This window comes from Chloroflexus sp. MS-CIW-1 (assembly GCF_030444705.1).
Lineage (GTDB): Bacteria > Chloroflexota > Chloroflexia > Chloroflexales > Chloroflexaceae > Chloroflexus.
On the sequence record NZ_JAUBWR010000001.1, the window covers coordinates 1970001 to 1986424 of the forward strand.

A 16424-nucleotide genomic window follows, 5' to 3' on the forward strand; every position below is an offset into this window, starting at 1 on the left:
CAATCCCTTTCTTTTTGTTTAGCTACGGGTAAAGACGATCTGACCCCCGACCATCGTGAGTTCGGCGTGCAGAGTGTAGAGCTGGGATGCCGGTATCTGGAAAGGATCGCCGTTGAGTACTGCCAGATCGGCGAGCATTCCGGGTTGCAGGCGCCCTCTGCGATCAGCATCGGCGCCGGCAATCGCCGGGCCAATACAATACGCCGCTATCGCTTCAGAAAGAGTCAGTTGCTGTTCAGGATACCATCCACCTTCTGGTCTGCCATCGGTCGTTTGACGGGTTACTGCTGCGTGAATGCCTGCCCAGGGATCGAGCGTCTCGACCGGTGCGTCAGAACCAAAGGCGAGCGTAGCGCCAGCCGAGAGCAGACTTCGCCAGGCATAGCTGGTGGCACAGCGTGATCCCCAGAGTCGATCAGCCATCACCATGTCGGCAGTGCAGTGGATCGGCTGCATGGAAGCAATGACTCCCAGCTCGGCAAAGCGTGGAATGTCGTTTGGGTCGAGGATTTGGCAATGCTCGATCCGATTGGGCAGCCTCAGCGGAATTGCTGTAGCGCGAGCAGCAGCAATGGCATCAAGTACACTGCGATTGGCGGCATCGCCGATAGCATGCACGACAACGCTAATGCCATGGGCATTGGCGCGAGTAACAATCTCTCGCAGCTCGGCGGGTGGAATAACCGCAATCCCGGTGTGATCCCGACCTTCATACGGCCTCAACATGTGTGCGCTCTCAGAACCGAGCGAGCCATCGGCGAAGAGTTTCAGTCCCCCGATGCGTAACCAATCGTCCCCCAAACCACTACGCAGGCCAAGAGCAATCGTATGATCGAGATGCGCACCGGCGAGATGGGCTAGCACACGGATCTTGAGGTCGCCAGCAGCGTGCAGGGTCTGGAGATCGATGAGTGTCTCAGGGCCGTCGCTGGGATTCGTCGCCGGTGGCACGTGGAGAGCCGTCAGGCCATAGCTCAGCGCTTCGCTTATCGCCAGCCGTAACGCTGCAATCCGTTCGGCACGACCCGGCGAAGGAACTATCGATTGTACCAACCTCATTGCTGTTTCCAGCAAGATACCGGTTGGTTCACCGTTGTCATCGCGTTGAATATGACCACCATCTGGATCGGGAGTTGCAGCAGTGATACCGGCCAGTGCAAGCGCCTGACTGTTCACCCATAGCGAGTGACCATCTTTGCGAGTAAGGATGGCCGGACGATCCGGGCAGACGCGATCAAGATCATAGCGAGTTGGCCAGTGTCCACCCCAGCGCACGTGATCCCAGCCATTTCCACGCAGCCATGCCCTGGCTGGCAAGTGTTGGACGGCGGCGGCAACGCGATTAAGAGCAGTGGATAGATCGTGACAGTCGCTTAACCGTACCTGTTGTTGGTTCAGACCATGCAGCACGATATGCACATGGGCATCGGTCAGTCCTGGTACAATCGCCCGTCCTTCCAGGTTTATCAACTCTACCTGATGACTGGCGGCTTCCCGCACTGTCTTTTCATCACCAATCGCTACGATACGCTCACCGCGAACGGCCAGGGCGCGTACAACCGGTTGAGCGGGATCAAGCGTGTAAATCGGGCCGCCATAGAACATGATCGTCTTCATAAAGAGCCTCCCACAATGAGAATATTGCGTCGTATCCTACGCAGCTTACTCTATTCTGTCAAATCTGAGTAGTCAAATATTTACGCAGTAGAGAGTATTCACAACTTGTTGATGGTTCAACCTTCATGCCCACTGTAATCGTGGTATGATATGTCATGATTTTGCAAATATCGATACCAGCCCGTGCACAAAAGGAGGCCGACCGTGACCAATCCACGCACAAATTACGCGCTAGCGGGGGCAGCTCTCTTCAACCCGATGGCGGCAATGTATTGGCTTGATGTCGCACGTGGTCAACGTCCCGGGATCGGTCTGGCATTCGTTGGTACGGCGGGTGCACTCTGTGCTGGATTAGCTGCCGGGCCACGTCAACACCCATGGCGTGCGTTGGCAAGCGGCTTTGCAGCCGCCGCCGGTGCAGCGCTGGTTGGTTGGGCATTACGGCACTATGTTGATTGGGTTGCAGGACAGATAGAAGCACCGGTTGCCTCAGTGGAAGGGCATGATCTCCTCTTACCGGCAGCCGCAGTCTGTGCTGGAGCGGTTGGAATATCGGCACTGGTAGGCCGGACACCCGAACAATACATTGAATACAGCGGTAAACCTGGCGATTATCGTTGGATTGCGGCAACGCCGCATCCGGCTCAGCGCTGGTTGGCCTGGAGTGGGTATCTTGTGCATCAACTGGCAAGTTGGGGATGTATCTATGCTGCACAACGACAACAGTTGCGTTACACTGCTGCCCTGCGTCGGCTTAACTGGATTGCGCTGGCCGTGAATGTAGGTGGTGTGGCCTTACACTACTTGCAGTCGCACTATACCTACGATGGCCTCGCTCGTGATGTGCCAGAGGGTAGTGCACTCGGCTCGGTCTCGTTTATTCTGATGATGGCTCTGGCGCTGGAAGCACCGCGACGCGGCCTCTTCTTCGGTAGTCGCAAACTCATGCCACCGGCTGAGTTAGTCCGTTTTGCGCGCAAGTTTCATGGCTACATTTTCTCGTGGGCGGCAACTTACAATTTCTGGTATCACCCCATCGATCCTAAGCCGCTGCACTACACTGGTCTCTTCCACACCTTGCTGCTCTTCGTTCAGTCAGCGTTGATCTATACCAAAGCTCACCGCGACCCACGCTGGACTCTGGCGCTTGAGCTGATGGTCTTACCGCATGCAGTGATTTCTACCCTTTACAAACGAAGTGGTCTTGGGGCTATGTTTACCTTCAGCCTGCTGGCAATGTTTGTTGTTAACCAGATGCACGGTCTCGGCCTCTCAAAGCGAGCACGGTGGACGATTGGTACCGCTTATGCAACGACGGTGCTAGCCTACTACGGTCTGCGCCGCGAGTGGCACCGCCTGCCCGACGTGCTGCGGGTGCCGATCCTTGAGTATGGTGTGCTAGGGATGTTAGTGCTGTTGTCATTACTGATACGAGCGGTGCGTCGAATCGGTGATCGGCAGCGCGTAGTCGACCTCACCGGTTAAGCGCTCTTTTCGCAGACGGGGGCGGGTCTTGCACCCGCCCCTCTATCTCGGCCAAACGCTATCATCTACATGAGATGGCAGGGAATGCCGAAGGAATAACTTCATCGTCAAGCCATGACCTGACTGGCCGCCCGCGCAGCCGTAAAGATCGTCTCGCTCAATGTTGGGTAGGCGGCAAAGACGGCTGCCAGATCGGCAAGAGTCGCATTAGTCTGGATCGCCAGTGCTACCGGTGCAAGCAAATCAGCAGCGTGACTCCCAACCGCGACTCCGCCACGAACCTGACGGGTGATCGGGTCGAAGGTTAATTCAACCCAGCCGTCAGTGTCAGCGCTAAGAAAAGCCTTGAGTGATGTTGTATAGGGTGCTCGTACCCGTTTCAGCTCCTCTTCGGCGCTGGTCACAATCCCAACCTGTGCAATTTCGGGTACCGTATAGACCGCATGCACGATAGTGTGTGGGCAATACCCTGGCGCCGGTAAATCGGCAGCAGTACGTCCGGCAATCCAGGCTTGTGCCAGGGCCCGATTCGCCAGCATCGGCCCACCGGCTGCATCACCGATGGCAAAGATATGATCAACCGCAGTGCGACCGTGTTGATCAACCGTAAGTTGCCCGTTCGCATCCACGGTCAAACCGGCTGCTGCCAGATCAAGACGACTCAGATCGGGTAACCGTCCAATGGCGAGAAACGCCATTGCCGCTTCATACACTGCACCATCGGTCGTCGTCACGCGCACCCCTGTTTCGCTGCGCTCAACTCGTTCGCCATCAACCTGTACAATGTTCACCCCCCGCGCAGTCATTGCCCGGTTTAGTGCTGCACCGGCAGCCGGAGCAAACATAGGTAACACTCCAGGACTCCCAACGATCCACGTGACACGAACTCCCAGACGACTGAAAAGGGAGGCAAACTCACTGCCGGTCGGACCACCCCCGATCACGATCATATCAGGCGGTAATGTATTGAGATGGCTGGCGAAGCGCGGAGCAATAATGCGTTGGCCGTCAGGTTTCATCGCAGGCGGGAAGCGTGGCACTGAACCGGTAGCAATAATCACTGCATCGGCGTGTAATGTCTGCTGGTTATCATCGTTGCGCACCGTCAGATGATGTGGACTGCTGACAGTGGCGGTACCGTGCACAACCTGTACCCCAGCAGCCTGTAAGCGTTGCGCTTCGTGCTCGCTCCATTGATGCGCGACCTGTTTGATGCGTTGGATGACCGTTGCCGGTTCGACACGTCCAGCAGTTCCTCCTTCAGATGAGGCATGGGCAACAATGTCGGCAACTTCCGCTGCATGCAGCCAGACTTTACTCGGCAACAAACTATCCCAACCGGTACGACCGCCTATTGGCCCCTCGCTGATAAGGGTTACTTTTGTGTTTCCCTGGGCAGCGGCAACTGCTGCTTCAACACCAGCCGGACCGCTGCCGATCACAACAATCTCTTTCATTATCGCGCTCCAATTACTATCGGTCTGATAGATACCTCTTGCTAGACTCTCCACTATAGAAGATGATGCAGGAAGTGGGTAAGAGGTTACAGGGTTGTATACCGAGTCTATAGTAACTATACTTCTTGTAGATGTTTGTGATCCAGTACAAGTTTAGGTAGATATATAGGTATATCTGTTAAGGAAGTAAATAAGCAATTAGTCTTTGTCGCATCTAACGTGGATTATTTCAAATGCGCCATGATTTGCAGAGAACGTGTCTTGCTCTGTTATGATACATTCTCTGATTAACGGCGGGAGAGATTCTCGGTAAGCAAGTTTATTTGCCAAGATCCAGAAAGTTTTGTTAGAACGGATTTCTTCTATTGATCTCATGTCACCCGATGTTTGATCTGGATCTAAAATAGCACTAGACTTGTCATAACGGTACCAATAAGTATCTTCGATTTTTACAGGGTTGTAAAAAACAAAAGTATCTGGCATGTAAAACCACAAAGCATAGTTTATTGAATAGTGTAAACTAACGACAGATTCGGTTGGATGTAATTTCTCTCGGAGTCTTTGCACTGTTAGACCCTCTGGGCTCTTGGGATAGGTATAATATGATTGAAGACCAATTCCATTACAAATGACGAATAACCCCGATAGGAAGAGTGCTAATATTAGGCCTTTTTTCTGTTGTGCTATATCTCGCAAACCGATAGCAATTAGGCATAATACTGCCGGAAGAAGAACAATAAATTGCTTTGCCTCTGATAGTGGTAATCTTATACCAATCAATGGGCTTATCATGAAGAAAGAACTGATTGGGGCTGCCACTTGTGTGATCAAGAATGTAACTTTGAGATCTCGACGTATTAATCCTCTTATACTGGTGAAAATCATTATTCCCAATGCCACAGTAGGTAAGAAGACATGAGAGAATGACATTTTGTATCGGAGAGGATCACCGGCAAGCAATACTTGAAGAGTAAACCAAAATGTCAAAGGCATTGAATTGCGATGCGCTGATGCAACAGAGATGATACTGGAGAACAAGAATGGTAAGATTATTAGAGATGTACAACATGTGATAATAGCTGCAATCAACCAGTACAAAGAACGTGAATAGTAATACCCTAGAAACAATAGTTGAACAAAGGCAACCATCAAGTATGCATAGCCAGTGAGTATTCCAAACATGTTTATACTTATCCATCCAATCCATGGAATTCTTCTTTGGGAACAACCATCTAATATGTCTATAGTTATCCATGTTGAGAGGGAAGCTAGCATTACTAGTAAAGCATAAGATCGAACTTCCTGGCTGTAGAATGCGAGCAGTGGTAATGTTGCTGTGATGATCCCCACAGTGAAACCGATCAGTGAATTCGCGAGTCTTGTGGTAAGGGAAGTTAATATTAACACTGTAAAGATACTGCTAAATAATGATACAAACCTTAACCCTATTTCATTATTAAACTTTAGATAGTTTGTTATAATATGTATTGTAAGATAAAATAATGGTGGATGTGCGTCTGATAAGCTGTTTTGAATAATCGATAAAAAATCTTTTCGACCAATATGGACACTGTAAATCTCATCAAGCCACAACGGAGTATTCATATTGTAAGATTGAATAAAAACTGTGACGATTAGTAAGACAAGCGTTTGAATATAGTAATAATAATTCTTTTGATGTCGCATATTAGTGCGCATGTGCAAGGACTCCTTTCAATAATATTTTTAGCATAGACAAACGCAGAAATCTTAAAACATGTTCGATATACTACAAGTAAGACGCGGACGAATGAAACGATCACCACAAAATTCATTTAAAGAGCCTATCCAAATAGTTACATAACACCCACACTGCTGACCTGTTCATCCGCGAGTGGGAGTCTTTCGCATATAGATATAATTGTTTCAGATTTTTTGTGCTTATTCTAGTTCAAATTCAGCCATCGTATAGTTTAGTTTCTCTTCTTTCTTCCATTTGACGCACCAATTTGGTAGGATTATATATGGTTTTCCCTAGAAGATCGGGGTAAGTTAATTACTCTGTGCTTTCCAGCGTAGTGTTCAGTTCAGGTCCAGGATCAGGCGCTCGAATCCCCAGGACAATCGTTGTATCCGGCAAAATCCATTCACCTGGTGCTGGCATTGAACTGAGTACCACGTATGGTCCGAAGCGGTAATAATCTTCGCCAGCGCGGTCAGGCCCTTGATAATCGACGTAAATGCGTCCGGGGTCAATTCCCAAGAGCGCCAACACCTCCTTTGCCTGATTTTCGCCTAGTTGTCGCAGATCGGGCATCAGAATTGCCCCTGCGACCGGTGGTACCGGAATCGGTCGCTGGAACATCTCAGCGGTGCATTCCGGTAACTCTTCGTACTTGAGTGAAACGGTAGCGTCTCCACCGCGCCATTTGTATTCAACCTCCTCATCCGGATCGGGTGGTGGCAGTTTCCAGAGATAGATTTCGCGTACCAGTTCAGGCGGGTAACTGATTTCGGGCACAGGCCGACAATACGCTCCATCAGTCAGGGCGCTCAAATCCTGGGCCGGTGGTGGCGCCTTGGGATCGGTAGGAGGTGGCGGTGGCGGATTCGGCCGCAGCTCACCGGTACTCGTCCACTCTTCCGGCGTTGGAATGCGGACAACGGTAACTTTTGTGTAGGCCGAACAGAATTCTTCAGTCGGCACTGTGTTACCGGTTGTGGTGGCCGATGCCTGTTGTGCTTCCTCTTCGAGACGCTTGACCATCTCAGGCGTGAAAAGCTCTTCGCGGTAGCCACCAAAGGGGCCGGGTAGCTCGCAAATCGGACGCCGCACAACGTTTTCCGGGAGTGTAAATTCAGTCTGAATCTCACCATTGGGAAAGGGGGCTGCAAAGAGTGCCCGGTAGCGTTCATCTTCGGCAATTAAGCGGAAGATGTTTTCCATCACGTTACGCCAGATAATTCCTCCGCCGGTTAAGCTCTCAACTCGTGCCGTTGGTTCGTTATTGTTGTTGCCCGTCCAGACGCCAACCGTTACAAACGGCGTGTAACCTACTGCCCAGGCATCACGCCAGTCGTTGGTCGTACCGGTTTTGACCGCTGCGGGCAAGCTGAGTTTGAGCGGACTGTTCAAGCCCCAAATGGCCTGGCGGGCGCGATCATCGCTGAGCATGTCGGTGATGATTGCAACCAGGTTTGGGTCAACGACCTCTTCACCGGTGGTTTGGGTAAAGCGTTCGAGTGTCCGTCCCTGTGAGTCGGTAATTTCCAGAATGGCTACCGGTGCGAAGTAGCGACCACCACTCGCCAGAGTATTGTACGCCGTTGTCAGTTCAAGTGGTGAGACTTCACCACCACCGAGAGTTAGCGATAGTCCGTAAAAGTTGGCACCTCGTTTCAAACCATTGCGAATGCCAACCCGTTCGAGCAAACGGAGAGTATAATCGATTCCGGCAAACTTGAGTGCACGGACTGCGGGCATATTGAGAGAGTTGGCTAGCGCAGTGCGGATGCGTACTGGGCCGTTCCACTGACCATTGTAATTCTGTGGCGCGTACCAGTCACCGGTACCGGTTGGAAAGCGGGTCGGCACATCCCACAAGACAGTTTCTGGTGTCATACCCTGTTCCATTGCCGCCAGATAGGTAAACGGCTTGAGTGCCGAGCCTGGTTGTCGTTCACGGGTTGCCACATTCACCTGACCATCGAGCACATTCCCTGACTCGCTGGGTGTTTTGGTTGGTTTGACGGCATTGTAATCGATGCTACCGACCATTGCCAGAATCTGACCGGTGTTCGGCTGCATAATAACCACTGCCGCGTTGTGAATGTTGCGAGCCTCTAGTTCGGCAATGCGGTCGAAAGCTGTGGCCTGTGCCATTCGTTGTAATTGCAGGTCGAGCGTGGTTGTAATGCGTAATCCGCCACCGTACACTATCTGCGCTCCATAGCGCTGTAGAAGGAGATCGCGCACATAAAAGACAAAGTGCGGCGCATTGAGCGGTGCTTCTTGGGGGGCGAAGCGTAGTGGTGTTGCTAACGCCTGGCGGGCCTGGGCCTCAGTGATGTAGCCATCTTCGACCATACGGCGCAGGACTGCTGCCTGGCGAACCCTGGGTAATGGCGTGCCAGCAGGTAGGCGTGCATTCGGATCTAGCCAATCGTCACCTACGAAGACTGGTGGCAGGTAGCTGCCTTGCTCATCGCGTTCAAGATAGTTTACCGGATTGTATACCGATGGTAGCTGAGGCAGACCGGCAAGCAGGGATGCCTGATTAAGATCAAGATCGGCGGCATTGACTCCAAAGTAAACCTCACTGGCGGCTTGAATGCCGTAGGCCAGATTGCCATAAAAATTCTCATTGAGGTACAGCTCAAGAATCTGATCTTTGGTGTAGATACGATCAAGCTCTTGGGCGAGAATAATCTCTTTCAATTTACGTTCATAGCGTCGTTCAGGTAGGCGCTCTTCGGGCGTCAGCACACTATTTTTTATCACCTGCTGGGTGATCGTCGAAGCGCCACCGGTCTCTTCTCCTACACGGAGACTGTCGAGCAGCGTGCGAATGATACCGCCTAAGTCAATTCCCGGATTGGTATAGAATGTCTTATCCTCAATGGCAATCGTCGCCTGAATGAGTAACGGGCTGATTTCGTCAATCGTGACCTTCGTGCGCTTGCCGGCATCGAAGAACTCGTAGAGCAATTCACCGTTCCGGTCAAAGATACGCGAGTTTTCAAACAACTCACGCTTGTCGAGGAGCGCTAATCGTGGTTTCAAGCTCTCGGCGATTTGTGTGTATGCGTTGTAGGCTATGCCAGCCAGGGCAAGCAGGATCACTACGCCGATTCCTAATAACATTAGAATGACGTTCAAGAGAAACTTACTAACCGCAGAACGTGGGGCCGGTCGACCACGTAAGAGGCGCGGTGGTAGAGGGCGCCGACCATGGCGACCATTACGATCATTCGTAACGATACGACGTGAGCGGATCATAAAACCTTCAAACCCTGCTTCGTTATCTTTATACTTGCGCTGAACGCTGATCGTTAGCGTCGCAGGTAGTATAGCACGTTATAATCAGATGAAAGCTGAGGAAAGCCTGATCCCACAATCATATCCACCGGTCGCGCTAATTGCAAGAGAGGGTAAGGGTAGGTCAGACGAGACACGCTTTGCAGCACGTCCAACGAATAGTGTGATGGGATTGCTGTGTTCGGGGGCATGATGGTCATTGGCGTATCAAACATTGCCGAAGACGTTGTAGAGTCCTGCGAATGCGTAGGAGTTTTCAGTACGTCACTGTTAACCGACAGGAGAAAACGTTGCCAAATGCTACAGATGTGTGTACACTCTTAAGTGTCTTGATAAGCCATAAATCTACTCGTGTTTATTGCTTCATCAGTAAAAGACGGAGATAAAGAATGAAGCAGCCTTCACTTGTCGGTCCGGCAATACTCATTGTTTTGTTAATAACGCTTCCTATTGCTTCAGTCGGTGATCTAATTTACGAAAAGATCGGCTGGCAATCTATCTGGTTGATCGGCGCCAGCGTGATTGTTGGTTTAGAGACTGTTGCGTTGCGGATGCGGATGGCAGCCGGATTGCACGAAGCCGCAGGAGGTGCGTTGCGGTATCTGGCTGCTGAGATTTTTGGCCTGGTCGTGTTGGCGCGTATGGTTGCCACGCTTGGCTTTGGGGTTGATGGCATTACGGTGATGCAGGCGTGGATTGTCGATCCGTTGGCTTCCCTCGATGTGCCTTTTTTCCTTTGTCTCCTTACCTTGACAACGGTTGCTTTGCTCAGCCGCAGTGGAATTGCTGCTATCGCTGTACTTGTCCCTAACCCACCACAAAAGGCACCACTCTATACGCTCGACGCTCTATTTTACGACAGTAATGCTCGACTGCGCCGTTGGAATGCGGTGCAGTTTATTGGTAACGGTGTGGCCTGGGGTGGGCTATTTATGATTATTATGCAAAACTTGCGTAACCATGAGGGAGTGCTTGCATCTGGCTGGATGGCCCTTTATCTGATCGGTGGTCTGAGCCTGCTTGCGCTTGCCCAGCAGCGGGCGCAGATTGCCGACTGGCAGAGTGATGGATCAGCGGTTGCCCCAGATGTTGTTGTGCGTTGGCGTTTGCTGAGCATAGCAATCATTGGTTTGATAGTATTACTGGCTCTGCTGATGCCTGTTCGGATTTGGATACCGATCTCTGGAGAATGGCGTGATGTGATCTATGCAATACTAGGTATTATTTTGCTTATAAATTTGTTTTTCTCAACTTGTTTTATTAGTTTAATGAGTTTGATCATTCTATTACCACTTCTTTTATACTTTTTGCTAACCTGGCTGCTTAATACGTCTTCAAAAACAGAGCCGCTTTTTCCTCCTGAACCGGTGGCTATAGCTCATGCGGCGCGTGAATCGCAATTCTGGCCTGGCCTGATTTTCTGGTTGTGTATAGCACTGCTAGCACTGCTCGCGTTTTGGCAGATTCTCCGGCGTCAGACCTGGGTAAAGCATGTACTGAAACGAATTATTGCCGGGGTTTTAGCCTGGTGGTCTGTTGCGCGGCAGCGCCGTTTCTGGCGTAAGCTGTTGCTGCGACCGCAACGAGGAAACGGTGCTATCAGGTTGGCACGTCGGCGTCGGACGAAAGTTCCATTAGTTGATACGGTCAATGCCTGCTACCATGCTGCTCTGCGCCATGCTGCCGCTCGTGGCTATCCGCGCCGACCGTCTCAGACTCCGGCAGAGTATGCTACCTACGCTCTCACCCGATTACCAGACGGAGTGACAGAGCTACAGGTATTAACAGATACCTACCAGCGTGTGGTCTACGCCGGTAAAAGCATTGATCGGAAAGAGCAACGATTACTCAGACAGGTGCTGCGCCGCTTTCGGCAGAAGGTGTAATCAGGATCGTACCACCGCATTGAGAATGCAAAGAAGGAACGGCTTTATCGCATTGGAAACGATTGTGATTGGTCATCGTTCCAGCAATTGCTCAAATGAGATTTACCCATTTTCATGCTGCCACAGTGCTGTCGGCAAGTCAAGAACAAACGATGACGGCTGATCGGCAGCAGCACAAACCAGCAAGGCACGCATCGCTCGTGAGCAACCAACGTAGAATAGGCGGCGCTCCTGATTTATCATCTCTGCGCGTTCTTTTTCTGGTAAATGATTAAAATCGTGTGGAAAGTGATTTTGTGCCAAACGCATAACTGCCACGAAAGGGAATTCTAGACCTTTTGCCGAATGGATAGTCAATACTTTTACGACCGGCTTACGCAGATCAATCTGCTTCTTTTCCATAAACTCAGCCGGCATTCCAATTTGTTGTAATTGCGCACAAATCTGTTGTGCGACCTGCTTACTGTGGCAGAGCACTGCACCAGTATGAGCAGGGAGACGCCATTGACGCGCAGCAGCGATGAAGAAATTACGGATAGCCACTGCCTCTTCCTCGATATTGCGACAAAATCTTACTACCGGTAAGCTACCGTGGTGCACAGCGTTCACTTCTTTGTCGGTATCGCCCAAAATTGCGGCACAGGCTGCGGCAATTTCGGCAGTATTGCGGTAGTTTCGCCGCAAAGTGTAACTACGCCCCCGTACTTGCAGCAAACTATCGATCTGTTGCCACGAAAACCCACGCTGGTAAAGCGACTGACCAGCATCGGCAGTAAGGTAAACTGAACGCGGCGATTCAACACAAGCGAGCAAGTAACGCAGCGCAACCGGTGATACGTCTTGCGCTTCATCAATCACAATCGCACGGTAGCAGGGATCGGGTTGTTGCAAAGCCAGCTCTAGCGCCTGCTGGCGAACTTGTCCCCATGTTGTTAATCCCTGCTGCTGTAGCATGCTCTTCCAGGTCTCATACACCGCCCAAATCGCCTTACGGATCGGTTCTCGTAGCGGCAGTCGACGCCCAATTCTCGGTCGATTCAAGTATTCTTCGCATTTCGTCAGCCCCCAGTGTTCGATCACGCTGGTAAACTCATCGAGCAGATACGATTCGCCGAGTGACTGTAGTACTTCAGCAAGACGTTTTCGCTCACTATCATTACTGGCGGGAAGTGATGTTGTCTGGAGGGCCTGGCGAAGGATGCTAAGCAGCGTGTCTTCTGGGGCGAATCGTGGTTGATTATACGCCTGGGTGTATCTGCGAACAATCAGTGCATCTACCGTATTAACTTCGACCCCTTTGCTGGTTGGAGGCTCGCCAAGTAAGCGCTCCAGAAGCTGCTCGGAATATTTTGTAAGGGTATTGGTGAAGGTCGTAAACAGCACCGGTGTCTGCCCTTCCTTAACAAGCCGCTGAACCCGATAGAGTGCAACAATCGATTTTCCGGTTCCTGGTCCGCCTCTCACCAGTATTGGGCCTTCAAGAGGTGTTTCGACCGGTCGTTGCTGTTCAGGGTCAAGCATAAGCAGGAATTCAGTCAGCTCGCCAGCCACAAACCGATCAAGATCTTCTGCTTCGCCGATCAGAAACTGGGGCTGTTGCAAAATCTCATCTATGCTTCGTGGGTAAAGAATATCGATCAGCCGATCAATGACATGCGGAGGAACAGGCGCATTGAGAAGATCGTCTTCCGTATAGACGCTCAACAATACTGACCAATATTGTTCTGGGATAAGCCATCGCTTGAGATCATCGATGGTTAATCGATGTGGTAATGGTTTGTCAGCGTTCAGGACTGATTGTGCACTGGCCTCTTTTTCAGGAAAAGAGTTGCTTTCTACTGAATGTGTCGGCAATTCGACGCTTGTCTCAACAATATCAATGATAGAGATGTCAGGCATGTCAATATGACCGAAGTCTCTTTGATATGTTTGATCATCACGTTTACGAATGGAAATCAGTTTTACCCATCCTTTTCCAAAGGTATAGATTAAGCGATAGTCGCCGATTCTTATTCGATAGAGTGGTTGCTCGGTATGTTTGAGCTTCTTGATATCTCCCTGCTCTGAAACTGGATTGCTTTCAAGAACTTTAATTTTTTGCATAACTGCTTTCTGGATTTTGCCTGGTAAGCCAAGCAGTTCGTTGAGAAATGTTGGTGGAGTAATGAGCTGATATTTGATCATCGAATAATCCCGTTTCTCTGACCTGATCGATAGCCTGAACGGCATTACCGTAGGGATTTTGAAGTTCTCAGTTTTTGATTATGTTCACCGATGAACGTCGTTCACACCGTCACACCGATCGCTGAAGTGGCGCCGTTGCCCTGATGCTCAGCCGTCGGCCCGCGTTCTGTATTGTCAGCGGCAACTCTGTGCCCGTCTCGGGAGCATACCAGATGGCCGGATTGAGAAGCCACCCCAATAATGCTCGAACACGCATCATCGGCGAGCGACCCTGGGGGCTTGAACCATCTCAGAATGGGCAGCAGCGCGCCTTTGTAGAAGCTGCGGAGATTCGCTCACTCTTCGCGTCTTTCTCCCTCTCTGCTCAGGCTGCAGACAATTGTGTTTTGATACATACTATATCAAAAGACATTTGCTAGGCAATGGACAGGTAGCAAGAACTGCGTAGAACCAGATTATTCTACACAGTTCCTTATTATAACGTGGTCATAACGTTTCTAATATGTTGTTCCCAAAAAATGTACCGGTGTACCACTCAATGGTACACCGGTAAGAGGTTTTATCAGACTGCAATAATCAGATTAGGGCTGGAACGGCTTCGGTTCGGGAATCGTGTTTGGATCAACATCGCCGCTCACCGGATCAACACCGGTGGTCAGTTCACCCTTCGTCAAGGCGGCGAGGATCTGCTCCATCCGGGCTTTCACGGCCGGCGGTACGTCGTCCGCAGTCTCGTGGTAATCGGCATAGCCGATGCCACCGTTAGCCGCTTCGTATATTGCAATCCCGTTGCCCTTGAAAGTGCCGTTCACCACTGCCTTGATCTGGTCGTAGACGGCCACGTCCACGCGCTTGATCGCCGAGGAGAGGATGCGGTCGGCGCCGGGGGCCGCACCGTTGGCGAAGGTGGTGACATACTCGTCCTGGTCAACACCGATGACATAGACACCGCGTGCCGCCGCCTCTTTGATTGCACCGGAACCGGTCGGGCCACCCGCACCCATGATAACGTCAGCTCCCTCACCGATCATCTGCTGGGCCGTGCTGGCTCCCAGGGCCGGGTCGATGAAGGTGGGCAAGTAGACGCCGAGCACATTGACATCTGGCTTGACGTAGCGGGCTCCATGTTCGAAGGCATTCCTGAAGCGCTTGACTGGTGGGATTTCGACTCCGGCGACGATCCCTACAGTGCCGGTCTTCGTCATCATTCCGGCCAGGGCGCCGGCCAGGAAGCCCGCCTGGTCTTCGCGGAACTGCAAACCGACCAGGTTGTCGGTGACCGTCCCCGGCTCGTAGAACTGGTCGACGCCGATGAAGATGATGTCGGGATGCTCGGCGGCAAACTTCTTGGTGGCGTCTGCAATCAGGAAGCCGACGGTCACGATCACATCAAAGCCCTCATCGACGAAGGTTTGAAGGTTCTTCTCGTAATCGGCCTGCGCCTGGGTCTCGATGTACTTGTACTCTAGCCCAAACTCTTGCGCCGCCCGCAGCGCACCGAGGTGAGCAAACTCATTGAACGTTCCATCGTTGACCTTCCCTAGGTCGGTTACTAACGCGATCCGGGGTAATTTGACATCTGATGAAACGAACGGCTTCGGTTCAGGAATCGTGTTTGGATCAACATCGCCGCTCACCGGATCAACACCGGTTGTCAGTTCACCCTTCGACAAGGCGGCGAGGATCTGCGCCATACGCGCTTTCACGGCTGGCGGTACGTCGTCAGCAGTCTCGTGGTAATCGGCATAGCCGATACCACCGTTGGCCGCTTCGTACAGGGCAATTCCGTTGCCCTTGAAAGTGCCGTTCACCACCGCCTTGATCTGGTCGTAAACAGCCACATCGACGCGCTTGATAGCTGAGGAGAGGATACGGTCGGCGCCGGGGGCCGCACCGTTGGCGAAAGTAGTAACGTACTCGTCCTGGTCAACACCGATGACATAGACGCCGCGTGCCGCCGCCTCTTTGATCGCGCCAGAACCGGTTGGGCCACCAGCGCCAAAGATGACGTCGGCGCCGTCACCGATCATCTGCTGGGCTGTGCTGGCCCCCAGGGCCGGGTCAATGAAGGTGGGTAGATAGACGCCGAGCAGGTTGATGTCAGGCTTGACGTAGCGGGCGCCATTGTCGAAGCCGTTCTTGAAGCGTTTGACTGGTGGAATCTCTACGCCAGCCACCACGCCGACAGTGCCGGTCTTGGTCATCATTCCGGCCAGGGCGCCGGCCAGGAAGCCGGCCTGGTCTTCGCGGAACTGCAAACCGACCAGGTTGTCGGTGACCGTCCCCGGCTCGTAGAACTGGTCAACGCCGATGAAGATGATGTCGGGATGCTCGGCGGCAAACTTCTTGGTGGCGTCTGCAATCAGGAAGCCGACGGTCACGATCACATCAAAGCCCTCATCGACGAAGGTTTGGATGTTCTTCTCGTAATCGGCCTGGGCCTGGGTCTCGATGTACTTGTACTCTAGCCCAAACTCTTGCGCCGCCCGCAGCGCACCGAGGTGAGCAAACTCATTGAACGTTCCATCGTTGACCTTCCCCAGGTCGGTTACTAACGCGATCCGAGGTTTTGAAGAGTCTGTAGGAGCTGCGGTTGGTGCTGCCGGTGCAGTGGTCGGTACCGGTGTTGCTGTGGGTTGAGCTGCTGGCTGACCGCAGGCTGCCAGCAAGGGTACCAGCAGCGTGAAAAGTGCTACTAGCGTAATCAGAGTCTTGCGCATCTTCCATTCTCCTGAACTATAAGCGGGCGAACCCATGCAGAAGCGCCATACGGGCGAA

At 51.9% G+C, this 16424-nt stretch carries 8 protein-coding genes; 2 read left to right on the forward strand and 6 right to left on the reverse strand.

What is annotated here, in order from left to right; genetic code table 11:
- Window positions 1-18: 18 nt before the first annotated feature.
- On the reverse strand, window positions 19-1617 hold the full coding sequence (locus QTO31_RS07950) for an amidohydrolase (protein ID WP_301428665.1): 1599 nt from the start codon (window positions 1615-1617) through the stop codon (window positions 19-21).
- Between the two features lie 204 nt (window positions 1618-1821).
- On the opposite strand from QTO31_RS07950, the gene QTO31_RS07955 reads away from it, so the two are divergent.
- A complete protein-coding gene (locus QTO31_RS07955) occupies window positions 1822-3102 on the forward strand; it encodes a hypothetical protein (RefSeq protein WP_301428666.1) in 1281 nt (426 codons plus the stop codon).
- Window positions 3103-3209: 107 nt separating this feature from the next.
- Here the strand turns inward: QTO31_RS07955 and QTO31_RS07960 are convergent, their stop codons facing one another.
- The 3 genes from QTO31_RS07960 to QTO31_RS07970 all read right to left on the reverse strand — a co-directional run bounded on the left by QTO31_RS07960 (window position 3210) and on the right by QTO31_RS07970 (window position 9537).
- Complete coding sequence (locus QTO31_RS07960; RefSeq protein ID WP_301428667.1) at window positions 3210-4559, reverse strand: dihydrolipoyl dehydrogenase family protein; 1350 nt, start codon at window positions 4557-4559, stop codon at window positions 3210-3212.
- A gap of 198 nt (window positions 4560-4757) precedes the next feature.
- On the reverse strand, window positions 4758-6257 hold the full coding sequence (locus QTO31_RS07965; protein WP_301428668.1) for a glycosyltransferase family 39 protein: 1500 nt from the start codon (window positions 6255-6257) through the stop codon (window positions 4758-4760).
- Between the two features lie 337 nt (window positions 6258-6594).
- Complete coding sequence (locus QTO31_RS07970; RefSeq protein WP_301428669.1) at window positions 6595-9537, reverse strand: transglycosylase domain-containing protein; 2943 nt, start codon at window positions 9535-9537, stop codon at window positions 6595-6597.
- A 428-nt stretch (window positions 9538-9965) separates the two neighbouring features.
- Here QTO31_RS07970 and QTO31_RS07975 point away from each other — a divergent pair, with 428 nt between their 5' ends.
- A complete protein-coding gene (locus QTO31_RS07975; RefSeq protein WP_301428670.1) occupies window positions 9966-11462 on the forward strand; it encodes a DUF4129 domain-containing protein in 1497 nt (498 codons plus the stop codon).
- A 102-nt stretch (window positions 11463-11564) separates the two neighbouring features.
- Here QTO31_RS07975 and QTO31_RS07980 read toward each other — a convergent pair whose 3' ends face one another.
- Window positions 11565-13646: a 3'-5' exonuclease gene (locus QTO31_RS07980; RefSeq protein WP_301428671.1), complete on the reverse strand. Its 2082-nt coding sequence runs from the start codon at window positions 13644-13646 to the stop codon at window positions 11565-11567.
- Between the two features lie 581 nt (window positions 13647-14227).
- Entirely contained in the window at window positions 14228-16366 is a 2139-nt protein-coding gene (locus QTO31_RS07985; protein WP_301428672.1) for a BMP family protein, read from the reverse strand.
- Window positions 16367-16424: the final 58 nt, after the last annotated feature.